This window comes from Pseudomonas sp. 1912-s (genome assembly GCF_029269205.1).
Classification (GTDB): Bacteria; Pseudomonadota; Gammaproteobacteria; order Pseudomonadales; family Pseudomonadaceae; genus Aquipseudomonas.
Genome location: NZ_JARIXR010000023.1, coordinates 80,347 through 104,808, shown reverse-complemented (window position 1 = coordinate 104,808; position 24,462 = coordinate 80,347). Strand labels below are relative to the sequence as shown.

The 24,462-nt window shown below is 56.6% G+C and carries 13 protein-coding genes and 3 pseudogenes; 12 read left to right on the top strand and 4 right to left on the bottom strand.

What is annotated here, in order from left to right; all coding sequences use genetic code 11:
• Positions 1-99: 99 nt before the first annotated feature.
• Positions 100-204 (bottom strand): annotated as a pseudogene (locus P3C29_RS24285) (serine/threonine protein phosphatase); the annotation flags it as partial.
• Positions 205-3,098: 2,894 nt separating this feature from the next.
• On the opposite strand from P3C29_RS24285, the gene P3C29_RS24280 reads away from it, so the two are divergent.
• The 3 genes and pseudogenes from P3C29_RS24280 to P3C29_RS24270 all read left to right on the top strand — a co-directional run.
• The gene (locus P3C29_RS24280) at positions 3,099-8,966 is read left to right on the top strand and encodes a YadA-like family protein (protein WP_275965667.1); all 5,868 of its coding nucleotides are present in this window, start codon (positions 3,099-3,101) and stop codon (positions 8,964-8,966) included.
• Between the two features lie 103 nt (positions 8,967-9,069).
• Positions 9,070-9,912, top strand: a complete 843-nt coding sequence (locus P3C29_RS24275; protein ID WP_275965666.1) for a hypothetical protein — start codon at positions 9,070-9,072, stop codon at positions 9,910-9,912.
• Positions 9,913-10,068: 156 nt separating this feature from the next.
• Positions 10,069-10,278, top strand: a pseudogene (locus tag P3C29_RS24270) (IS5/IS1182 family transposase); the annotation flags it as partial.
• A gap of 108 nt (positions 10,279-10,386) precedes the next feature.
• Here the strand turns inward: P3C29_RS24270 and P3C29_RS24265 are convergent.
• Positions 10,387-10,665 (bottom strand): annotated as a pseudogene (locus P3C29_RS24265) (transposase); the annotation flags it as partial.
• Positions 10,666-10,824: 159 nt separating this feature from the next.
• On the opposite strand from P3C29_RS24265, the gene P3C29_RS24255 reads away from it, so the two are divergent.
• Positions 10,825-10,959 (top strand): hypothetical protein, encoded by a 135-nt coding sequence (locus tag P3C29_RS24255; protein ID WP_275965665.1) that lies wholly within the window; start codon positions 10,825-10,827, stop codon positions 10,957-10,959.
• Positions 10,960-11,034: 75 nt separating this feature from the next.
• Here P3C29_RS24255 and P3C29_RS24250 read toward each other — a convergent pair whose 3' ends face one another.
• Positions 11,035-11,946, bottom strand: coding sequence for a LysR substrate-binding domain-containing protein (locus tag P3C29_RS24250; RefSeq protein WP_275965664.1), 912 nt, complete (start codon positions 11,944-11,946; stop codon positions 11,035-11,037).
• A gap of 101 nt (positions 11,947-12,047) precedes the next feature.
• Here P3C29_RS24250 and P3C29_RS24245 point away from each other — a divergent pair, with 101 nt between their 5' ends.
• From P3C29_RS24245 to P3C29_RS24215, 7 genes are all read left to right on the top strand, one after another.
• Positions 12,048-12,881, top strand: a complete 834-nt coding sequence (locus tag P3C29_RS24245; protein ID WP_275965663.1) for an aldolase/citrate lyase family protein — start codon at positions 12,048-12,050, stop codon at positions 12,879-12,881.
• Positions 12,874-13,764, top strand: coding sequence for an amidohydrolase family protein (locus P3C29_RS24240; protein ID WP_275965662.1), 891 nt, complete (start codon positions 12,874-12,876; stop codon positions 13,762-13,764). Before P3C29_RS24245 ends, P3C29_RS24240 begins: the two co-directional genes overlap by 8 nt.
• Before the next feature lie 21 nt (positions 13,765-13,785).
• On the top strand, positions 13,786-14,928 hold the full coding sequence (locus P3C29_RS24235; protein WP_275965661.1) for a DUF5624 domain-containing protein: 1,143 nt from the start codon (positions 13,786-13,788) through the stop codon (positions 14,926-14,928).
• A gap of 80 nt (positions 14,929-15,008) precedes the next feature.
• Positions 15,009-16,244 (top strand): aromatic acid/H+ symport family MFS transporter, encoded by a 1,236-nt coding sequence (locus tag P3C29_RS24230; RefSeq protein WP_275965660.1) that lies wholly within the window; start codon positions 15,009-15,011, stop codon positions 16,242-16,244.
• A gap of 16 nt (positions 16,245-16,260) precedes the next feature.
• Positions 16,261-17,406, top strand: a complete 1,146-nt coding sequence (locus P3C29_RS24225) for a hypothetical protein (protein WP_275965659.1) — start codon at positions 16,261-16,263, stop codon at positions 17,404-17,406.
• A complete protein-coding gene (locus P3C29_RS24220; RefSeq protein WP_275965658.1) occupies positions 17,399-19,543 on the top strand; it encodes a malate synthase G in 2,145 nt (714 codons plus the stop codon). The genes P3C29_RS24225 and P3C29_RS24220 overlap by 8 nt, the downstream gene beginning before the upstream one ends.
• Before the next feature lie 96 nt (positions 19,544-19,639).
• Positions 19,640-20,896 (top strand): OprD family porin, encoded by a 1,257-nt coding sequence (locus tag P3C29_RS24215; RefSeq protein WP_275965657.1) that lies wholly within the window; start codon positions 19,640-19,642, stop codon positions 20,894-20,896.
• Positions 20,897-21,047: 151 nt separating this feature from the next.
• Here P3C29_RS24215 and P3C29_RS24210 read toward each other — a convergent pair whose 3' ends face one another.
• Positions 21,048-21,824 carry a helix-turn-helix transcriptional regulator gene (locus tag P3C29_RS24210; protein ID WP_275965656.1) on the bottom strand — a complete coding sequence of 259 codons (777 nt, stop codon included), beginning with the start codon at positions 21,822-21,824 and terminating at the stop codon, positions 21,048-21,050.
• A gap of 258 nt (positions 21,825-22,082) precedes the next feature.
• On the opposite strand from P3C29_RS24210, the gene P3C29_RS24205 reads away from it, so the two are divergent.
• On the top strand, positions 22,083-24,359 hold the full coding sequence (locus tag P3C29_RS24205) for a TonB-dependent siderophore receptor (protein ID WP_275965655.1): 2,277 nt from the start codon (positions 22,083-22,085) through the stop codon (positions 24,357-24,359).
• Positions 24,360-24,462: the final 103 nt, after the last annotated feature.

Here is a 24,462-nt window from a genome sequence, read left to right as displayed (position 1 = left end):
AGGCATGCCATCGAAATGATGGCATTTGGCAGAAAAATCTGTTCGATTTCACGACCACCAGCCTTCATTCGTGAGACCATTTTATTGATCCTCCCGGAAGGCCGCCTCCTTCATCTTCCGCAGTGTCTGATCGATGTGCCCACCGTAGCGTTCGTGACTACAACAGACGTAAATCACCGGGCAGGAAAAGGTTTCACCGGCCCAAATTACCGTCGTTCAAACGTTGTAATAGGGTGCTGAGGAGAACGCTCGCGGCGTGCTCTTGAAGGTTAAAAATTCGGCGCATGGCCTGAAAAAGATGGGCGGAAAATCCGTTCTTGATCTGGGTCAATCGCTCAGAATCCGTGAGTGTATAGCGATGGGAACTGAAGGCCCAAAACTCCTCGACCCCTAAGTTATGCAGCTTCTCATGCCTTCCATTCTGGCTCCGTTCAGTTGCTGAAAAGCTCATAGGCACTTCGCAAGGGCTCCAGTTTCGTGCTTCTTTGAGAGCAGATCACCGCCCTCCTCCTTAACTCCAATTTCCGCCTATCAGGATTTTCGGAAATTAGGAGCAGCCTGTGCCTCATTCAACTGTAAGAGTTCGGCGAACTCACCTGGCAACTGCGTACGCCCTAAGGTTATGCTGAGCCCGTCGCGAAACTATGAGGATCACGCCGAAATACATATAACTCGCTGAATTTTTTAGATAAATAATCTCTCAGAAGCTTGCTGCTGCGCATTAACGAGACATTTAGTGCTGTCTAAGGGGGGAGCCTGATGTCTCACGAAAGGTATATCCGCTCGATCAGAATATTGAGTGTAGCCCATGCGAGACAAGGTACGACCTGTCGTAGGCGTCCGACCAACGTACCTAGTGATTTAAAACAGGCACCTGCCGGTGCGACATCAACAGCTTTGTGAGTTTTGCATCGCTAGATGCGGCAGATCGCGCAGCTTGTTAAAAACCAGACGCTGAGAGCAAGTAATTTCAAAGCAGCGCAGCAGCCCACTTTGACCCTGCATAAAGTACAGTGCGAAGCCCATACGTATCGCATGGTAACTAAAAGCCCCCCCTCCCCCCCCCTCCCCGCCAAAACGTTTCAATTATTTTTTCTATGTGTATCTAGGGACGTGAAGTCGAGACGCTGCTCTAAATATATTAATTACTCTGAACCCTGACATTGAGGCGCCGAACATAACGAATATACCCGCAATCTAAATCCAAGCCCTAATCGCACGTACTAACAGCACATGCAAAGAAACTCAAAAAGATCTCGCTCATAGAGTTCGATCTCAACAAAGCACTGTGCTAAACACTCGAAGACAGGCTGGTATAATTATCAAAGGCAACTACATTATTGGTTTTTCATGTTCTCTTCACAACGGTATCGGTAGCGCCCTGATGAAACTGGATGCTCGTTCAGCAAGTATTAGTCTGATTAAATGGCGGCCGTGGTTCAATGTCGCGAATTATAACTATTTAACAGCTTTGATATGCCAAAAAAGTATGAGGCATATCTCCGGCCTTGCTACCGTCTATAAGCAAGCTAACCAATCTGTAGTTTAAAAATGTCTCATTTTTTTGGCGCCAAGGAGTGCTCATGATTTCTACATCTGTCCTGCGTCGTCCAATGGCGACTCCCCTAGCTGACTCGAATCTGCCGTCGAACAGAATGCTTATCGTAAGGTCCTCTCAACCGGCTCACTAGCCAGGAAAGTCGCGCTGAAGTCTTATAGAGCCGGTTTACTTGTGCCTGCTGCCATCTTTTGGTAGCCGCGTTATCGACTACGTTAGTAAGTAATAAATCTTCCGGGGCTTTCTTTTTTGAACTATCTCAAGAGACCTTACCTATTCCTATTGCCGAGGCTCTCAAGCTTACTTTTAGATGTTGCTTTGGTTTTATAGGCATTATCCCGTTGAAATTTTGAGTTGGTAAAAATGCATATATAAGTGATTTGTACTATTTTTCATAGATGCCGCTCAACAACATTATTACTTGAGAAAACGCATTTTGTACTTATCTAAAAGCTGCTTGGGTGGATGAGCTTGATGCACAACTGAATCATGAGAAGTGCAAGTAAAGTATTTTATTGGCTGCTATCACAGCTGAGGGTGTGATTCGAATATAGGACTTAATAAAGCGTGTGTGGTGATGGACGGATTCGTAGGTCGCCATTGATTTTGTTACTCAACAGTACAGGGCGGTGTTGAGATGAGAAAAGTAAAAAATTTTAATGTTAGCTCCGATCGTTCGCCAAACTTATTAATACAGGGGGTAAAGGTAAAAAAAACAGACAGATTACTGCTGCAAAAGGAGTACATCACGGCCACGTCGGCGTTGATTTTCCTGGCAGTTGGCTGCTTTCAAACGGTTGAAGCATCAGCCTACCCTCCTACTACTACCTGCGTTTCAGGAGTAGGAAATACTACGGTGGGTCAAGTTACGACGGGAGGAACTACCGTAGGCCCTGTGGATGGCTCCGGAACGTTTTCAAATGTCCTGGGATGCAACGCCAGCGGTAACGGTCAATCATCTGTTTCCGTTTTCGGTACGTTTGCCCAGGGAACTGGCCAGGGTGCCGCTGCCTATGGCTTTTTCTCGCTGGCGGGTACCTGGGCCTCGGCATTTGGGTTGTCGAGTACGGCGACCGGTATCGGCAGTACCGCGTTAGGTTTCGGAGCACAGGCAGTCAGTAACAACTCTGTCGCAATTGGTGGGGCGGGCGGTAACGGTACAACGCCGCTGACTGCGGCCAACTCCACGATTGCCAGCGGCATTGGGTCGATTGCCATTGGTAGTAACGCCACGCGCGGCGCTCAAACGAATGCGACCGATGCGATTGCAATAGGTGGCGAGTCCACGGCAGGTGCAACCTCCGCTATCGCGATAGGACGCGGCAGTTCCGTCACGGGCACTTATGGAGTGGCTGCAGGCGATGGAGCCAGCGCAGCCGCCAACGCAATCGCTGTTGGTCGAGGGGCTAAGGCGACGGGGACTGCAAGCATCAGTATCGGCCTTGGCAATACCGTCAGCGGCAATAACTCTGGCGCCATTGGCGACCCAAGCACGGTGTCGGGGGCTAACTCGTACTCGTTGGGTAACAACAACACGATCGTGTCTAACAATGCTTTTGCACTGGGCAATAACATCACGATACCGACGGGACTGGATGGCGCCGTTGTACTGGGCAACAACTCCACGGTAGCTGCCTCGACACCTACCGCCAATGCCACGATCAATGGCGTGACCTACACCTTTGCTGGCGCGGCGCCAGCAGCTGGCGGGGTGCTCAGCGTCGGCGCCGTAGGCAACGAGCGCCAGGTCACCAACCTGGCGGCAGGTCGCGTAACGGGCACCAGCACCGATGCCGTCAACGGCAGTCAATTGTTCGCCACTAACACAGCAGTCAACGGCGTCGGTACCACACTCAACAACATCGTAAACAATGGCGCGGGCATCAAGTTTTTCCACGCTAACTCTACTTTAGCCGACAGCACTGCCACCGGCACCAACAGCGTGGCTGTCGGTCCGACCGCCAACGCTACGGCGATCAATGCGATGGCACTTGGCAACGGAGCCACGGCGGGAACCGCCAACTCGGTAGCCCTAGGCAGCGGCGCTACTACGGCCGCGGCGAACGCCACCACCGGTGGCACCGTCAACGGTACTGCCTATACCTATGCCGGCGGCGCTCCTATTGGCGTTCTCAGCCTGGGTACAGCGGGGACCGAGCGGCAAATTACTAACGTGGCGGCAGGCCGAGTCACAGGCACCAGCACCGATGTGGTCAACGGCAGCCAGCTGTTCGCCACCAACACGGCGGTCAATAGCGTCGGTACCACGCTTAACAACATCGTCAGCAACGGTGCGGGCATCAAGTATTTCCATGCCAATTCGACCGCCGCTGACTCAAGCGCCGTCGGTATCGACAGTGTGGCGGTGGGCCCCTTGGCTGTCTCCAACGGCGCCACCTCAACTGCTGTAGGCAGCAACGCCTCCGCCGCTGCTGCCGAAAGCTCGGCTCTGGGCGCCAACTCTTCGGCGACAGGCGTACGATCGATCTCGGTGGGCAATACATCTGCGGCAGGTGACGGTAGCATCGCGATCGGTGGCACAGGGTCGTTGAACAGCAGCTTTAAGCCCACTGCCACCGGCGCTGATGCCATCGCCATTGGTGCCAGCAACACACAAGCTTTTGGCTCGCGGGCGGTTTCGGTTGGTCGCGACTCATGGGCTAATGGTGATAACTCCGCTTCATTCGGTTACAACTCTGAAGCGCTGGGCCTCAATGCCGCAGCCTTTGGCACCAGCGCGTCAGCGGATGCCGACAATTCGTTAGCCGTAGGTCCCAACGCGAAAGCCACGGCAACGAATGCCACGGCCCTGGGTAGCGGCGCCATTGCGGGAACTGCCAACTCGGTAGCACTGGGCAGTGGCGCCACCACCGACGCGGCTAACGCCACCACCGGCGGCACTATCAACGGAACCGCCTATACCTACGCTGGCGGCGCGCCGATTGGTGTTCTCAGCCTGGGGACAGCGGGCAATGAACGCCAGATCACCAACGTAGCGGCCGGTCAAGTCACGGGCATCAGCACCGACGCGGTCAACGGCAGCCAGTTGTTTGCGACCAACACCGCAGTCAATAGCGTGGGCACGACGCTCAACAACATCGTGACCAATGGTGCAGGCATCAAGTACTTCCACACTAACTCGACCCTGGCCGACAGCACCGCCACCGGCACCAACAGCGTGGCGGTCGGTCCGACCGCCAATGCTACGGCGACTAACGCCATGGCACTGGGTAATGGCGCCACGGCGGGAACTGCCAATTCGGTGGCCCTGGGCACTGGCGCCACCACCGTCGCAGCTAACGCCACCGCTGGCGGCACGATCAACGGTACCGCCTTTACCTATGCCGGCGGCGCACCGATTGGTGTTCTCAGCTTGGGATCGGCGGGCAATGAACGCCAGATTACCAATGTGGCGGCAGGCCGAGTCACAGGCACCAGCACCGATGCGGTTAACGGCAGCCAGTTGTTTGCGACGAATACTGCCGTCGACGGTCTGGGTACTTCGGTCAACAACATCGTCAACAACGGTGCAGGCATCAAGTACTTCCACGCTAACTCGACCCTGGCCGACAGCACCGCCACCGGCACCAACAGCGTGGCTGTCGGCCCGACCGCCAGTGCCACGGCGACCAACGCCATGGCCCTGGGCAACGGTGCCACGGCGGGAACTGCCAATTCGGTAGCCCTGGGCAGCGGCGCCACCACGGCTGCGGCTAACGCCACCGCTGGCGGTACGATCAACGGTACGGCCTACACCTATGCCGGCGGCGCACCGATTGGTGTGCTCAGCCTGGGATCGGCGGGTAATGAACGCCAGATCACCAATGTGGCGGCGGGCAGAGTCACGGGCACCAGCACCGACGCGGTCAACGGCAGCCAGCTGTTCGCTACCAACACAGCTGTCAATGGCGTCGGCACAACACTCAACAACATCGTCAACAACGGTTCAGGCATCAAGTACTTCCATACTAACTCGACTTTGGCCGACAGTACCGCCAGCGGGATCAACAGTGTGGCTGTCGGCCCAGCCGCCAGTGCTACAGCAAGCAACGCCATGGCCCTGGGCAACGGTGCCACGGCGGGAACTGCCAACTCGGTGGCCCTGGGCAGTGGCGCCACCACCGCCGCAGCCAACGCCACCACTGGCGGCACGATCAACGGCACGGCCTTCACCTATGCCGGCGGCGCACCGATTGGTGTGCTCAGCCTGGGATCGGCGGGCAATGAACGCCAGATCACCAACGTGGCGGCAGCCCGAGTCACAGGCACCAGCACCGATGCGGTTAACGGTAGCCAACTGTTTGCGACTAACACCGCCGTCGACGGCATTGGCACTTCGGTGAACAACATCGTCAATGGCGCAGGCATCAAGTACTTCCACACTAACTCGACCCTGGCTGACAGCACCGCCACCGGCACCGACAGTGTGGCCATCGGCCCTAACGCGAGCTCCACGGCCACCAACGCCATGGCCTTGGGTAACGGGGCCACGGCAGGCACCGCCAACTCGATAGCCCTGGGCAGCGGCGCAACCACCGCCGCGGCTAATGCCACCACCGGCGGCACGGTCAACGGCAGCGCCTACACCTATGCGGGAGGCGCGCCAGCAGGCGTCTTGAGTGTGGGCAGTGCGGGCAATGAACGGCAAATTACCAATGTGGCGGCCGGCCAAGTCACCGCCGCCAGCACCGATGCCGTCAATGGCAGCCAATTGTTCGCCACCAATACGGCGGTCGATGGGCTGGGTACCTCGGTGAACAACATCGTCAACGGCGCAGGCATCAAATACTTCCACACTAACTCGACCCTGGCCGACAGCACCGCCACCGGCACCGACAGCGTAGCCGTCGGCCCTAGCGCGAGTGCCACCGCAACCAATGCCATAGCCTTGGGCAACGGTGCCACGGCAGGCACCGCCAACTCGATCGCCCTGGGCAGCGGCGCCACCACGGCTGCGGCTAACGCCACCACTGGCGGCACCGTCAATGGCACGGCCTACACCTATGCGGGAGGCGCGCCGACAGGCGTCTTGAGTGTGGGCAGTGCAGGCAATGAACGCCAGATCACCAATGTGGCGGCCGGTCAAGTCACAGGCACCAGCACCGATGCGGTCAACGGCAGCCAACTGTTCGCCACCAATACGGCGGTCGACGGCCTTGGCACTTCGGTGAACAACATCGTCAACAACGGTACGGGGATCAAGTATTTCCATGCCAATTCGACCTTGGCTGACAGCTCCGCGACGGGTGTCGACAGCGTGGCCATTGGTCCGCAATCGGTAGCGGGTGGCGCGCAATCCTTCGCGGCCGGCGCCGGTGCAGCGGCAACCACTGCGGGCAGCGTTGCCCTGGGTAACCAGAGCAGCGTGCAAGTGCTGGGCGGTGTGGCGCTGGGCCAAGGCTCGGTCTCGGACCGTGCCATCGCGCCGTCCACGGGTTTGATTCCAGTGGGCAATGGAGCCATTCGCTACGACACCTCCGACGCGACCCTATTAGGTGCTGTGTCACTGGGTAAAGCCGGCCAGTACCGCCAACTCACCAACGTAGCGGACGGTACCAGTTCCCAGGATGCCGTAACTTTGCGCCAACTCACGGGTGCGATTGGCTCGATCAGCGCTACCGGTACGATGTACTTCCACGCTAATTCAACCAACCCGCAAGACTCTCTGTCTGTCGGGCAAGAGTCGATCGCCGTAGGCCCGGCTACCGTGGTCAATGGCGATAACGGTATCGGTATCGGCAACCAGGCCACCGTCGGGCAGGCTGCTGCTGGCGGCATCGCGATTGGTCGTAATACTCAGGTCCTGCTGGCCTCGGGCATTGCCATCGGCTCCCAAGCCGAGGCTCAGGGTGAACAGTCCCTGGCACTCGGCGCCGGTGCGGTAGCCAGTCAAGCCACAAGCATTGCGCTGGGCTCAAGCTCGGTCACCACGGTTGGTGCCCAGAATGGCTACACAGCTTATGGCCTCAGCGCGCCGCAGACTTCGGTTGGCGAATTGGGCATTGGCACCGCGTCGGGTAATCGCAAGATCACAGGCGTAGCCGCCGGCTCAGCGCCGAACGATGCGGTGAACGTAGAGCAACTGACGGCGGTAGGTGATCAGGTGGCGCAAAACACCACCAACATCACCAACCTCGGCGGGCGAGTCACCACCATTGAGGGCAATATTAACAACATCACCAACGGTGGAGGCGTGAAGTACTTCCACGCCAATTCAACCCAGGCCGACTCGGTGGCCAGTGGCACCGACTCAGTAGCGATTGGTGGCAACGCCAGTGCTTCGGGTAATGGCGCGGTGGCCTCGGGTACTGGTGCGCAGGCGTCGGGCACGGCGGCGGTGGCCTCAGGCAACGGTGCGCAGGCAACGGGTGCCGGAGCTGTGGCGGTGGGTAATGGCGCCACAGCCAGTGCCGATGGCAGCGTAGCCGTTGGTCAAGGCTCAAGCGACAACGGTCGCGGTGCGGAGACTTACAACGGCAAATACTCCAACGCTAGCAATGCTAGTGTGGGTACGGTTTCGGTGGGTAATACTGCCACGGGGCAGACTCGCACGGTCAGCAACGTTGCCGATGGCCAGCAAGCCACCGACGCAGTTAACTTGAGGCAGCTCGATGGCGCGGTAGCCGAGTCAAAGCAGTACACCGACGATTCGCTGAAAACCATCAACACCAACGTTGGTAACGTAACTGGCGCCATCACGGCCGTTGATAACCGTGTCACTCAGGTTGAAAGCAATGTTTCCAAGGTGCAGAACGGTACCGACGGTATGTTCCAGGTAAACAACACCAGCACCGCCGCCAAGCCCTCCGCTACCGGTACCAATGCGGTGGCCGGTGGTGCAGGCTCGGTGGCTTCCGGCAATAACAGCGCAGCAGTCGGCACCAATGCCAAGGCTTCCGGCGCCAATTCGGTGGCCATGGGTAACGGCGCCAGCGCTACGGGGAGCAACAGCACTGCGCTGGGCGCCAACTCGGTGGCGAGCCGCGATAACAGCGTCTCGGTGGGTGCCGCGGGCAGCGAAAGGCAGATCACCAATGTGGCAGCCGCGACCCAAGGCACTGACGCGGTGAACTTCGATCAGCTCAATAAAAGCGTTTCGAACATCACCGACAACGTTAACGCCTACACTGACCAGCGTTACTCCGAACTCAAGCGCGACCTGAAGAAACAGGACGACACCTTGAGCGCGGGCATCGCCGGTGCTATGGCCATGGCAAGCCTGCCACAGCCCTACTCTCCTGGAGCAAGCATGACGTCAATCGCAGCAGCCAATTATCGCGGGCAATCGGCATTGTCGTTTGGCGTCTCAACTATCTCCAAGAATGGTCATTGGGTGGGGAAGCTTCAGGCTACTACCAATACCCAGGGGGATGCGGGTGTGGGCGTAGGTGTCGGCTACCAATGGTAAATAAGCTCAGCGCCCGGGTTAGAGTGGGCGTTGTTCAAAAATTGACGAACAGGCTGCCTCGTGCAGCCTGTCTTTTTTCACATTAACACAAGGCTGATGCCCTATGGCGTTGTTCAAAATGTCTGGATGTATCCTCACTCTGATGTTGCTCGTTGGCTGTGATAACAACGCACACACCGTCGCCGCGAAAACCTCGCAAGGGATTGCATTGCCTGCACTCCCGATTATTCAAAGTGCCGTCATGGCGCTCGTGCCAATGCCTAGTGGACAGCGCAATGAACTCATGATGAACCAAGTCTGTGCACTAGCACGGGGGGAAAGCACCCAGCAGCAAGTCGCTCAGAACCTCCTACAACAAGGTATTGACTTAAGTCGCGTGCCTCAACAAGGCCACCCGCTGTCGTTACTTGTTGATCCGGATCTGTCTCGGCGCATCACCGCCTGTGCGGCCTACATCGCCACCTCAGTGATGATGCTGCCAAAAACTTCCGAGTTCATGGTGGAAGCAAACACCGCTCCCGTTTCGGGTAAGAAAGAGCTGAGCATCGAGCCGCAAAAGCTGAATTATTTCCTAGGTGTACAATTGGCCGTCGCCAAGGCGGATGCTGATTTCTTCGCGCTGATTGCCACCCGATTGGAGAAGACCCCCGGCCTTACGCTGGAGCAATACAATCAGCAGGCCAAAACACAGTTCGCGGACATCGCCCCGCTGTACCTGCAACGGGTGAAGGAACTCTATACGCAGGGGCAGAATGTCCAGTACACGCTGGGTGAGTATTCCGACAGCAACTTCAAGTTCACCAGCAGCAACGGTTATTTTTTTGAGTTCGGATACGACGGGCTAAACCTGAGCTTCAACCGAACGCCTTGGTATGGCGCAGGAAAATTGCTGGGTAAAACCTATCGGTTGGATGTCGATTACTTTGCTAATCTCCCTGTTAAATAAGCGGTTATATTTGTTGCGCACCGACTAAAAATTGATTCACCCCTAGATTTGGAGACACTATTCGAATGGCCGATTTGGCCAATTCTGTTGAAAAAATAGCTCCCCTGTCTGGCATGCGGCAAGATCTCTGCATTGGCCGGCTGGGGAACACACAGCATGATGGGACAGTTATCGAGTGGGCAGGAGCGGCTGTTTTACTCGTTCAACCTTGAAGATCACATTCCAGCCAATCACTTTATGCGCAGCATTGTTCAATGTCTCGATCTGAGCGACCTGCGCAATTACGTCGCCGACGTCTAAAGCCCGACTGGGTGTCTTTCAATTGATCCTGAACTGATGATCCGCATGCTGATCGTGGGATATTGCTAGGGCATTCGCTCTGAGCGACGGTTGTGCGAAGTCGACTGCAAACAGGGGCGCGCCTGTGCAATTCTCCACCCGTGATGTGAAATGGCCGAAAGCAAAGCGTGATTGAACCGGTTGCCACCTATGCGGCAGCAAATCATCGATTTCACTCGCCCGCTGCGTTGGCAAGCGCGTGAGAACATCCTTCAGGTACGCGTACAAATCATGCCAATTCAACCGCGCAGACTGGATCAAACTCATAATCGCGGCGGGCCGTTTGCCATTGCGCAACGACCCGGCAAAGAGCCAGTTCTTGCGCCCGAGGGCCCATGGCCGGATTTGTTTCTCACCCCAGTTGTTGTCTATAGGTACTGCCCCGACATTGAGGTAGCGCCACAGCGCTGCCCACAACCAAGCCAAGTTCATCAGTATCGGCATGGTCACTTTCATCGAATAGATGCTGTATGCGCCGCTCCTGCTTTATGTAAGCAATTGCTCCGAAGAAGCAGTTCTCACAGATGTGAAGTTCACAGCGTTCGCCATCATGTTTTGTGCCAAAACCCCAGTGTGCTTGGAGAGTTGCGTGACCTGTGCATCGCCATCGGTTGGTCCGGCGCTGTTTTGCAAGCCAAAGGCTTGACCTTTATCAACTACCTGCTGGACCCGGCAGTCATCGCTCAGGTTTACAACATCATTGGGTAGCCCAATTCGAACTAGGACCTTGCTGGCTGATGGCATGAGCAGGCTGCGAGTCGCCACGCCAAGTGCCGTAGCGTGTCACGGTGAGCTCAAAACACTTTGACGGATTTGCGCTTGCAACTCGCCAATAAAGCTATGAACCGTGGGCGCCGCACACCCGTACCGATAGACAAAATAGAGAGAGGACACGGCGTCGCTGTCGCGCAAGTTACGAAATACCACGCCAGGGACATTGATTGACCTCAAGCACGAGGGAATGATCGCGATACCCAACCCCGCCGCCGTGAGCCCAATAATGGTTGACGGTTCGCGTGCCTCTTGCACAACGCTGGGCGCAAAAGAGCGCTTGGCACAAAGAATCATGATTGTCTCTGACAACACCACGCCACTGTCGCTTGGGTACGCGATAAACGGCTCGTGGCGCAGTTCGTCAATGCTTACGTCGGGCTGCTGCGCCAATCGATGGTTCTGCCCCATCGCAACCACCAATGGTTCATCCAGTAAGTGTTTAAAAACCAGCTCTGATCCCTTTTCAGCGGCGCGTGAACGCAAAAGTCCCGCATCAAGCTGGTTGGCGAGTAGCGCCTGGATTTGCAAGCTCGACGGCAATTCCTTGAGCTTGACCGCCACATTCGGACTCGATACTCGGTAGGCGTTGATGGCCTGCGGAAAGAACGGCAGCAAGGACGAGGCCGATGTAAAGCCCAGTTTCAATCGCCCACTCTCCCCCGTGACGACACGACGGACATGGTTTCGCGTGCTTTCAATGCGCTCAAGAATGCCTGGGACGTCTTCCAGCAGGGCTTGGCCGGCTGCGGTCAGTTGCACCGAGCGCCGGGTGCGGTCAAACAATCGAGTGCCCAGATCCTCTTCCAACGCCTGAATGGCGAGGCTTAAAGGCCCTTGAGTCATGTCCAGACGTTCTGCCGCCTTACGAAAATGCAACTCTTCAGCGAGGACCATAAATTGTCGCAAATGTCGTACGTTCATTGATTCATCTCTTAAAACAGAAAACTAGCATATGCAAATTTGATGAATCAGAAGTTTGTCGCATAGTTGGGTCACTGCCAACTCATTGCGAACAAAAAACCATGGCCTCAAATTCCACTCTCCAAGCATTACCTGATGTCCGGAATAGCCTTCGCCGAGGTCTGCCCGTTCTGGCCTTGGGCATACGTGTTTCACGCAGCCCGGACATCGCCCGCTGGGCCAGCCTGGCGGGTTATCAAGCACTGTGGGTTGACCTTGAACACAGCGGCATTTCGCTGGATGCCACCGGACATATCTGCTCCACCGCGCTGGACCTCGGGCTAGTGCCGTGGGTGCGGGTGCCTGAGGAAGATTTTGGGGCCATTGGCCGAGTGCTGGACGCCGGGGCACTGGGGATCATCGCGCCACGGGTTGAAAGCGTCGAGCAAGCCAAGCGTTACTTACTGGCATGCCGTTTCGCACCTCAAGGACAACGCTCTCAGATCGCAACACTGGTACAGACCGGGTTTAAAAAAATTCCGGTGGCCCAGATGAATCAGCACCTCAATAACGCCATGACGGTTCAGATCCTGATCGAAAGCGCGGCGGGCGTGGCCAATGCCGACGCAATTGCCGCTTTGCCTGGGGTCGACATTGTGGGCGTAGGCGCCAACGACCTTTGCGCCGATCTGGGTCATCCCGGCAACCCAGCCCACCCCGATGTTCTCGCTGCCTGCCATGCCGTCATTGCAGCCGCCCTGGCGCACGGCAAATTGGCAGTGGTCGGCGGTCTGGCCGACCTGCAGGCATTGTCCGAATTGTATGCTGCCGGTGCTGCACCGTACCTGTTCGCCGGTATTGATACCGATTTGTTCATCCATTCGCTGCAAGGCAAAGCGCAGCAAACACTCGAGGCCTACCAGGCGGTGTCTTCCAAGGAGCTGTCCCATGAGTAACGCACAACAAGAGGTGCCACTGGTACCAGAGCCGATCCGTGCACTGGAGACCGTGAGCCGTCCCACCTTTCGCGTCCCGACGGGCGCCTGCGACGGGCACATGCACGTCTTCGGTCCCCAAGAGCGCTATCCCCGTGTTGAGCACCCGCATTACACATTGCCATTTGGTGATGTGGAGCATTTTCAACAGCTGATGTCGCGCCTCGGCCTGAGCCGTTTTGTCATCGTGCAGCCGAGTTATTACGGCACTGACAACAGCTGCATGATCGACGCCTTGCGCAAGGTCGGCGATGTGGCACGCGGAGTAGTGATGATTGAGGAAAGCGTTGCAGACGCAACGCTCGACGACTATCACCGCGCAGGCGTTCGGGCCGTTCGGCTGGACCTGTTTAGCCGTCAACACCTGCCCACGCAAGAGCTGGCCGCCTACATCGGTCGCATGGCTGAGCGTGTGTCTGCGCGGGGCTGGCACCTGCAGTTCTACGCGCCCGGTTGGGTGGTGAAAAACCTGATTCCGTATCTGACGACACTAAGTACGCCGTTCGTTATCGATCACATGGGGTACATGCTGGAAGAGGACGGCTTGGGCTCAAGCGACTTCGAACAACTGCTTGGCCTGCTGGAAACAGGGTATTGCTGGTTGAAGCTAAGCGCGCCGTATCGGATTGCCAAGAAAAAAAGCTTGGCCGTGGTCACGCCTCTGGCGAAAGCAATTATTGAGAAGGCTCCCACTCACGTAATCTGGGGCTCTGACTGGCCGCATATTCCAGGGTTGTCCCGCGACACCGGAGAGTTGCTCGAGTTGTTGGGCCAGTGGACCAACGATCCCGACGTCATCAAGGCCATTCTGGTCGACAACCCTGAACGCCTGTTCGGATTCTAAATACAAGTGTTGGAGGCCACCATGAGTTACTCGCCAGATCCTGCGTTCAGGTCGCTGTTTCACACCTTCACCTCTGACTCGCAAAGCGTTGGAGCACACCTGACCCAGCACATGAACGAGCAGCGCGCACACGACCCTATACTGGTAACCACGGGCGCCGATATTGCGTTGTTCCCCGGCCAAGGCCGCCCTGTGGTGATTGAAAGCTTCCGTAAAAGTACCCGGGGATTTATCGAACTGACGGCCATTTCGCACTTGCCGTTGGCATTGGCCTTCTTGATCAGAACCCACGAGGTAGCACCGAAATCGAACACCTGGCGGATTGACGCTCAGCGCATGATCAAGGATGCCGAAGCGGTACGTGCGCGCAACAGTGTTGCGTATTGGCGCGATGTGGTGGCGGTTGGCAGTTTTGCGGGCCAGGAAGACCACGTCGCCAAAATGGTTGATTACGTTTGCGCGACAACCATTGAGTACATGCAGCGCATGCTGGTCGACCCAAGACTGCTGAGCTTTGCCGTACTGCGAAGTGAGTACTTGGAAGAAGGGCCTCAATGCCAGGTAAAAGTGCCACTCAACGACACCATGTTCGCCACGTTTGCACTTGCCTTTACCGACATCATCGTGCGCATCACTCACTGGTTGCGTAGCGAGGCCATCGACTGGAGCCGATTGATGGTCATGATCACGGGTCGATCGGGGCGCCCCACCGCAGGCTTAACTTGGGGGAGCAACAACATGTGCCATTTGCTGTGGTCGGCTTCACTGGGGCAGTTGCATCATGACCAAGTGTACATCGCGCCACACGCGCCGTCGTTCGACGCCGGGATTGCTGCGGAGCCCGAAAAACTGGCCGCCCTTGAATTGCAGTATCGCCACCTCTGGCTCAACACCCGGGCCAGTGTCGATATAGCGCAGCGCATGTTTCCCGACTCCGCCATTCAACTACCAACGCTGCGCATGAGTGAAATGCCGGAGCTCAAGTCAGTGCATGACCGTGAATCAATGGCTGCGCGCTTGCGACGGATCATGGAGGACCCGACCCAACTGCTCTCCAACTGTGTCGCCGACATCCTCATCGACCAATTACGGGCCAATGGCAATCGCCCTCAAGATCTGGAGATACCAGGGTTCACCCATATCGACTACCCGCCCTTGAGCTGAAACGGGCAAGACGGATCGTGACTCATTCCAACAACAATAACGGGTTGCAGCGTACGCGCCGCCAACCCCCTGGAGTACACATGTCTTCTGCATCAATGAAATTACAGGCGACTGATCGTCTTGAAAGAAGCCAAATCCTGATCGTCCTGTGCTGTTTTGCGGTGGCGATGGTCGATGGTTTCGACACGCTGATGCTGTCTTTTATTGCACCATTATTGGTAAAAGCCTGGGACATGCCTCACGGGTTGATGGGCCAGGTCTTCAGCATCGGTTATTTGGGCGCGGTGATTGGTGCTTTTACCATTGGCTCAGCCGCTGACCGATACGGACGCAAAAAGACACTCGTCGCGTCACTGTGCGTGATTACTGTGTTTACCTTGCTCTGCGCCACGGCATCGTCGCCGTATCAACTGATGTTCTACCGGTTCATAGCAGGCCTTGGACTCGGTGGGGCCATTCCGGCCATCACCGCGTTGACCGCGGAAAACGTACCGCCGTCGCGACGCTCCACCATGATCACGCTGATGTTTCTCGGGTTTCCTCTCGGCGCGGTGGTTGGCGGCACAATCACTTCCGCACTACTGAGTACCTATGGCTGGGAAGTCGTCTTTGTGATGGGCGGAATTGGCGCTGTCTGCGTCATCTTGCCGGTGATCATGCTCTTGCCGGAAACACTGCAAAAGGAGCGCGGCATCACCCCTCAGCAGCGCCTGCTGAGCTCGGCAGCAATACAGTTTGCGGACGGTCGCCTGTTGCCGGCGCTATTGATGTGGGCCGCTGTATTCATGCTCATGGTTGCCACGTACTTTCTCGTCAGTTGGACCCCAACCATTCTCACGCAAGCCGGCCTGTCCCCAGCTAAAGCCGCCATCGGTGGTGTCGTACTGAACCTTGGCGGGATCCTCGGAGCCATTGGCATGTCCTTTATCGGAGCTCGCCGCAGCTTGTTTTTTCCCGCTGCCACCGCCTTGGTTTTCGGCTGTTTTATGGTCTGGCTGATCGGGCAGAACATGCACAACGTCAATGCGGTGCTGCCACTGATTTTCTTTGCCGGGCTTGGCGTGATCGGCGGTCAATTAACCTTTCCGGCGTTGGCTGCCCGCTTGTTCCCAGCCAATGTCCGCGGCGCTGGCGTGGGATTTTTAATGGGCATCGGCCGCATGGGATCAATCCTGGGGCCACTGATCGGCGGCACGTTGTTGAGTATGCAACTGCCCTGGAATTCCTTGTATTTGGTGGCCGCTTGCCCTGTCCTGCTGGCGGCACTGGCCGTGGTACTGACAGACCGTGTTCGTCCTCACACCGATAACCATTGATCGACAGGCACACCCCATGAACAACCCCCTTATCTTTATGCCCAGTGTTCAACTGAGCGAAGTCCAGCGTCTGCCTACCGACTGCGCACGCAGCGCCAAGAGTTTTATACGCGATGATAGACGCTACATGGCCATCGCCCAGTTTGCAGAAGACATCGCCGGACAGCCGGCGGGGATGCATGCAGGCGACAGCGATATATGCAGCTTGATATATCGCTATCACTCAACCGGTTTTGAACTGACTGACAGCATCCCTGTCGCAGGCGCAGAAGACGCCGAGTTTTTTACGATTGGCGGCCGCTGGTTTCTAGCCACCGCAAGTATCCGCAGTGGTAACGGCCCGTTCGAACACGACGTGAAAAGCGTCATCTTTGAACACCAGGAAGGTCGTTGGTTACCGTTTCAAGCGATCGCCACTTTTGGTGCCAAGCAATGGCATTACTTTCAGGTTCAAGGCCGGCACTTCCTGGCACTGGCACAGGGTATTCAAGTGCCAGGCCTCAGTTCTGCGCATCCGGTGACCTCACGCATCTACGAGTGGGACGGTCAGCAGTTTGTTGAGTTCCAGGTGCTCGAAGGGCGTTGGGGTTATGGATGGGCTCACATCCACCACGCGGATCAAGACTATTTGGCGTATGCCGACCATTTGGGGCCGTCGCAGGTGATGCGCTGGCAAGGCGATCACTTCGCACCTCTGTTCGAGTTACCGGGCGTTGGCGGCCGCGCATTCAGTTTCTTTGCCGATCAAGAGCGGTTGTATCTGGTGTACGCCAGCTTGACCGGGGAAACCCAACTGGCCTGCCTGGCACAGGACCAATTGCAGTTCAAACAAGTGCTCGGTGGTGAAGGTGGCCGTGCCTTGGCGGTCATTACACATAAGGCTCAACGGTTCTTGGCCAGGGTCTGTTTTATCACAGGCGGCCGGGAAAACCCGCAACCGGTCTTGACCTCTGAAGTGTGGCGTTGGGAGCACGAGGGTTTCGTCCTGGCTGCGACCTTTGCCACTTTCGGCGGCACCAGTACTCACTGGTTAGTCGAGGATGACCAGCTTTTACTGGTGGTCACCAACAGCCTTTCTGCGCGACTGCGCTTCAACAATGACACGGTCATCTACCGACTGGACGACCTGAACAACGCCACTATCGAGAGCAGCCATGAGTGAGTACATAGAGGTCAGCGGGCTGCGAATCGCCAAGGTGTTACTGGATTTTGTCGATAACGAGGCCCTGCCTGGAACAGGGATTTCATCCGAGCGATTCTGGGCGGGCGCCGCGCAACTGATCGAAACGTTTTCACCGCTTAACCGTGCCCTGTTGCAGCAGCGGGATGTTTTACAGCAGCACATTGATCACTGGCACCGAACCCACTCACAGCATGATCCGGCCGCCTACAAACAGTTTCTCGAGCGCATTGGCTACCTGCAGCCAGAGCCCGATAACGCGCAAGCCACCACGCAGAACGTCGACGAAGAGATCGCGCACTTGGCGGGACCACAATTGGTTGTGCCGCTCTCCAATCCACGTTTTGCCCTCAATGCCGTAAATGCTCGCTGGGGCTCGTTATATGACGCGCTGTACGGTAGCGATGTTATCAGTGAGGTAAGTGCATCCTCGAAAGGACAGGCTTACGACCCGGCGCGCGGGCTGCAGGTTATTGCCTTCAGCGCGGCATTTCTGGATGAGGCCGTGCCCTTGGCGTCCGGCTCCCATGCACAGGTCCGTGCCTACCGTATGGAACACGGGCAGTTGATTGCTGACTTCCAGAATAGAGCTTCTGCGCTTCTGAAACGTACGGATCAGTTGTTGGGTTATCGAGGGGACCGTAAAGCCCCACAGGCCCTGTTACTAAAAAACAACGGCCTGCATATAGAGTTGCAACTTAACGCCACTGAACTCACCGATGTGCTGATGGAGGCGGCCCTGACCAGCATCATGGACTGCGAAGACTCCGTCGCCGCCGTAGACGTTGACGATAAGGTTCAGGTCTATCGCACCTGGCTGGGCCTGATGAAGGGCAACCTGCAGGCGCACGTGAGCAAAGACAATGGCTCGTTTATACGTACGATGAACCCTGATCGTACGTATACCGCGCTCAACGGCTGCCCTCTGGCCTTGCCTGGACGAGCGCTGATGTTTGTGCGCAACGTAGGCCACCTGATGACCAGCGATGCAATCCTGGACGCACAGGGTCATGAGGTGCCGGAAGGCATTCTCGACGGCCTGATCACCAGTTTGGCGGCGCTGCATAACCTTGATGGCCACAGCAGTCGGATCAACAGCCGTACAGGTTCGATTTATATCGTCAAGCCGAAAATGCACGGGCCCGAAGAAGTCGCGTTCACCAACGCGCTGTTCGAACATATTGAAGAAGTGCTGCACCTGCCGCGTAACACGCTCAAGGTCGGGATCATGGACGAAGAACGTCGTACCACAGTGAACCTGAAGGCGTGTATCAAGGCAGCGAGCGAGCGCGTGGTGTTTATCAATACCGGATTCCTGGATCGTACCGGCGACGAAATCCATACCTCCATGGAGGCGGGTGCCATGGTGCGCAAGGCAGCGATGAAATCCGAGAAGTGGATCGCCGCCTACGAGGACTGGAACGTCGACATCGGCTTGAGTACTGGCCTGCAAGGCCGTGCGCAGATCGGCAAGGGGATGTGGGCAATGCCCGACCTGATGGCCGCGATGCTCGAACAGAAAATAGCCCATCCACTTGCCGGCGCCAACACCGCTTGGGTACCTTCGCCCACAGCCGCAGTGCTGCATGCGATGCACTATCACCAGGTAGACGTATTCGCTCAACAACGCACGCTGTCAGAACGCCCACGTGCGTCGCTGGACGAGATTCTCACAATCCCCTTGGCGCCGTCGGTAAAGTGGTCGGAAGACGAAATTCGCCATGAGCTGGACAACAACGCCCAGGGCATCCTCGGCTATATCGTGCGCTGGATCGATCAGGGAGTTGGTTGTTCGAAGGTGCCCGACATCAATGGCATCGGTTTGATGGAAGATCGCGCCACGCTGCGTATTTCCAGCCAGCACATGGCCAACTGGTTGCGTCACGACGTGGTCAGTCAACACCAGATCATCGACAGCTTCAGACGTATGTCGTCGGTGGTCGACCAGCAAAACGCCGACGATCCGCTGTATCGCCCGATAGTTGGGGATTTCGACAACAACATCGCCTTCCAGACGTCCGTCGAGCTTGTGCTCGAAGGGACCCGACAACCCAACGGTTACGCCGAGCCGGTGCTGCACCGTCGCCGCCGAGAGTTCAAGGCGTCCAACCCCGACTGACCGCTGACCGAACTGTTCCAATCCACCCGGCCGCCCCCTCGATGGGTGCGGTAGGGCTTCCTGCATCACAAAAAAGATAAAAAAGGAAGATTCACCATGAAATGTTCGCATCACTTACTGACCTTGCTGGCCCCGACGCTGGCTGCCACGCTCTTCGCTCCCGGTGCCGCTGCTGCTGAACCTGAAGGTTTTATTGACGGGTCGAAGGGCACGCTGACTTTGCGCAGCTACTACATGAATCGTAACTACGTGAAGCAAGCTCGAACAGGCCAGGCAGAAGCATGGACGCAGAGCTTTATCCTCGACATTCGTTCGGGTTTCACCCAAGGCACATTGGGGTTTGGCGTTGATGTTCTTGGGCTCTGGGCGTTGAAACTCGACGGCGGCGCAGGTTCGGGGGGGACCGATTTGCTGCCGGTGCATGATGATGGGCGCCAAGCCAAAGATTTCGGACGATTGGCGATTGCGCCGAAAATACGTTTTGCCAAAACGGAGGTAAAAATCGGCGAATGGGTGCCGCGTTATCCCATCCTGTATGCCGAACAATGGGGACGCTCGCTGCCGCAAACGTTCCGTGGCGGGGAGATCCGCTCAAAGGACATCGAAAACCTGACCCTGTTGGCCGGACAGGTGCAGGCCACCAGCCTGCGTGCCTCGTCAGACATGCAGGACATGACTGCCTTTGGTGCCAGAAGTGATCGCTTCAACTATGCGGCGGGTGAATACACCTTCAACGACAAGCGTACGTTAATCGGGTTATGGAACGCCCAACTTAAGGACATCTACAACCAGCAATACGTGCAGTTCTCTCATAGCCAGCCCATCGCTGACTGGCTACTCGGCGCACAAATGGGCTATTACGTGGGACGCGATGATGGCAGCGCCCGCGCAGGCAAGCTGGACAACCAGACCTACTCCGGGTTCTTTTCTGCCCAGAACGGTCCACATACTTTCTTCCTCGGGCTTCAGAAGATCAGCGGCAGCAGCGACTGGATGGGTGTCGATGGCACCAGCTCAACCAGCCAGTATTTGGCCAACCACAGCTTTAACAGCAAGTTCGACGCTGCGGGCGAACGCTCCTGGCAATTGCGCTACGACTTTAACTTCGCGGCTGTAGGTGTGCCTGGGCTCGTGCTGATGAACCGCTACATCAAGGGCGACAACGTACATGCTGACGGCCAAACCGGCGGCCGTGAATACCTGCGCGAAACTGAGCTCGCATACACCATTCAGGAAGGAACGCTGAAGGATCTGGACATCCGTTGGCGCAACGGCACCGAGCGCCGCAGTTGGATGCCGTACAACTTCGACGAAAACCGGCTCACCGTTTCCTATCCCGTCTCGTTATTTTGATGACTGGTGTGTCTGGCGCTCAGTGTGAAGGCCTCGCTTCATCACAACCAGCGCCAGCACCTTATATGCAACCGCAGTTTGGATGAGAGGCGTTGCAGGAGTGGTATTCCCAACAGTTGGTCGCCCCCTGCGCCGCATAATTACTCATTCTTTAAATGGAAAATTTGCCTGGCGTCACTCCAAAGCGCTTTTTGAACATCGCAATAAAAGCACTGAGATTTTCATAGCCTAGGTCAATCGCAATGCGGGTCACAGGCTCGCCGCGTGCAAGCATTTCCAGAGCCCGCATAAGCCTGGCCTGCTGGCGCCACTCGCCAAAATTGAACCCTGTTTCCTCGACAAACAAACGGGTCAAGGTTCGCGGCGCGATAGACGTCCATGCAGCCCATTCCTCAAGGGTGCTTTGACTGGTCAAGTCCCCCAGGAATTGAGTGGCAATACGCAGTATCCGATTATCGCTCGGCATCGGCAGACCCAGTGGCTCTTCAGGCAGATTGCAGATTTCATCAAAAATCACCTCCACCAAACGCAGTTCGGCGCCGCCCAGCACTTGCCTCCTCCACGTTGCCGCCCGCCCGACAGCCTCACGCAACAGCCTTGACGCTCGAAACGTACGCGGTATGGCTGGCAAACGAGCGCAGGCCTGCTCATCAACAAACACACTCCATCCGTGAAACGGGCCGTGAGACAGCGATGAGTGGGGCATGTTGGGTGGAATCCAAACAGCGTGGATAGCCGGGACAACCCACTGCTGCAAGCGCTCACCTATTCCCACCGTCGCCAAGCCAGTGAAGGTACCCAACAATTGACCCTGTGGATGACTGTGGGCCGGAACATGGCGGATTCCATCCTGCTGTTTTTCAACGGACAACAGAACGGGCGCCAACGGCGAGTTAATTTCATGTGCCGTCACGATGGGATCGTGCATGACCGAACCTCCGTACTGATTGACTAATTCACCGCAGCCTCCCGCCGCATGAGCGTTTAGATTCTCCTGGCGTTCCAACGCACGAATCGGAGCGCCACAGTCCCGTCCAAAGTACGCGCCTTACGTTCGAAGATGCCCGTCCCTCTCCTTCTGAATTCGCCCGGTGATACCGAGCGAGCGAGAGCGTTTCGAACGTCACGACAATAGTAATAATTATCGTTGGCAATAGCACCACAATAAATGAACAAGGGGAACACGATGCAAAACGCTTTGAAGCTGCCCGCGCCAACGCAGAGCCGGTTGGCGTGTGCGCTCGGTCTCGCGCTCGCCAGCCAAACCACAATGGCTGCCGCCGTGGACAAACCCCTCGAACTGGGTGTGACCACGGTCGATGGCCAAGAAGATGCCCAGTCTCCTCTCCCGCAACCCAACTCACCTAAATACACCCAACCACTGCGCGACATTCCACAGACCATCACTATCGTTCCGGAAACCGTGATTAAGCAGCAGAACCTGTTGTCGCTACAGAACGTACTGAGCACGGTTCCAGGGATCACTTTCAATGCCGGGGAAGGTGGCGGTGGTTATGGTGACTCGATCAACATGCGCGGATTTTCCGCGAGCAACGACATCACGATCGACGGTGTCCGTGACAGCGCTCAATACAGCCGCTCCGACACGTTCAACCTGCAACAGGTGGAGGTCATCAACGGGGCGAACTCTGTGTATTCAGGCGTGGGATCGATTGGCGGCAACATCAATTTGGTGAGCAAAGCACCAACGCTTACCGACTTCAATCACTTGAGCGCAGCCGTTGGTACCGACAGTTATAAACGCACAACGGCTGATATCAACCATCAGATCGACGACACGACGGCGTTCCGGCTCAACCTGATGGCTCACAGCAACAATGTGTCCGAACGCGACGACGTGGATTACAACCGTTGGGGCATTGCGCCTTCGATCGCCTTCGGCCTCGGCACAGATACGCGACTCACGCTGAGTTACCTGCATCAGGAAGACAAAAATACGCCCGACTACGGCGTGCCCTTCTTCCAGGGAGGAACTTTGCCAGGGGTCAAACGCAGCAATTTCTATGGCTACAACAACGTCGACGAGCAAGACGACCAGGTGAACTCGCTGACGGCCAAGTTGGAGCACGACTTCAATGACGCGTTGAAAGTAAGCAACCTCACGCGGTACAGCGTGACCGATCAAAAAGCCACGGTTAATCCCCCGCAAGGTACATGGTGCCTGGGGTCAGGCGTGACAGCTGTCGGGGTGAAATGCTCGACTCCCGGAAAATTCACTCCATCTGGACCACGTGGCACGGTGCTGGATACCCAGAACACGATGCTGTTCAACCAGACGGATTTGACGTCAAAATTCTCCACCGGCTTCATCGACCACACATTAGTGCTGGGCCTGACGTTGAGCAAAGAGCGCTATGACCTCGATTCAGGGAATGCGCAACGCACTGCAAACGGTGGCACCTACAACTATGTACCGATGGACATCCGCAATCCGGACTCACATTACGACGGCCCGCAAAACTACTATCGCGCCGGACACAACGATGGAGACCTGACGAACAACGCCGTCTATGCGTTCGATACCCTCAAGCTCGACGATCACTGGGAAATCAACGGCGGTGCGCGCTTTGAGCGCAACGAAGACAAAATGGTCGCCTCGACGTATACCACCAACGGCAAACTGCTGACGCAAACCACGTCCGAAAACAACGAAGACTTGTTTTCATGGCGCGCCGGGTTGGTTTACAAACCCGTTGAAGCTGGAAGTTTCTACTTCGCTTACAGCAATTCAAAAACCCCTTCCGATGCCACCGTTAACGGCTCATGCTTGAACGCCTTGGCGAGCGCCGATAACTGCTCCGTCGCACCGGAAACAGCCAAGCTGTATGAGCTCGGCACCAAATGGGACCTGCTCAATGACAAGCTATCCTTGACCGGCTCGATATTCCGCAACGAACGCACCAACTATAAGGTCAGCTCCGGAGATCCGCTTATCCCCGAGCAACAGTTGCAGGGCAAGGCGCGTGTAGACGGGGTCACTCTCGGCGCATCGGGTCTTATCACCAAAGAGTGGTCGGTATTCGCCAACTACACCTACCTCAAAAGCGAGGTCATCCAGGGTGTGTCCGATTACGTGGCAGAAACAGCCGGGGACCCGAACAAAGGTAACCCGCTGCCCTTTACACCTCGCAACGCGTTGAACGTTTGGACAACCTATGACCTGTCCCGTGACTGGCAAGTAGGTTACGGCTTAACCGGTCAAAGCGCGCAACGCGTCGACAGTACAGATGCGGATGCACATATCCTGGTAAAGGGTTATTTCACTCATCGGGCAATGGTCGACTACAAGGTCAATCGCAATCTGGACCTGCAGTTGAATGTCGACAACCTGTTCAACAAGGATTACTACACCAACGTTCGCGGCGGCAGCGCGACGACTGTCGGCTGGGCAACGCCGGGGTCAGGTCGTAGCGCAACACTATCGGCTAATTACAACTTTTAACGCCGCTCACACTGAAGTCCACGGGGTAAATGTCCTGCGGCGTTTTACAGGCCTGCTCTACGTTCAAGAACCTTGATCACACAGGGTGCCCGGTCGCGTGGAA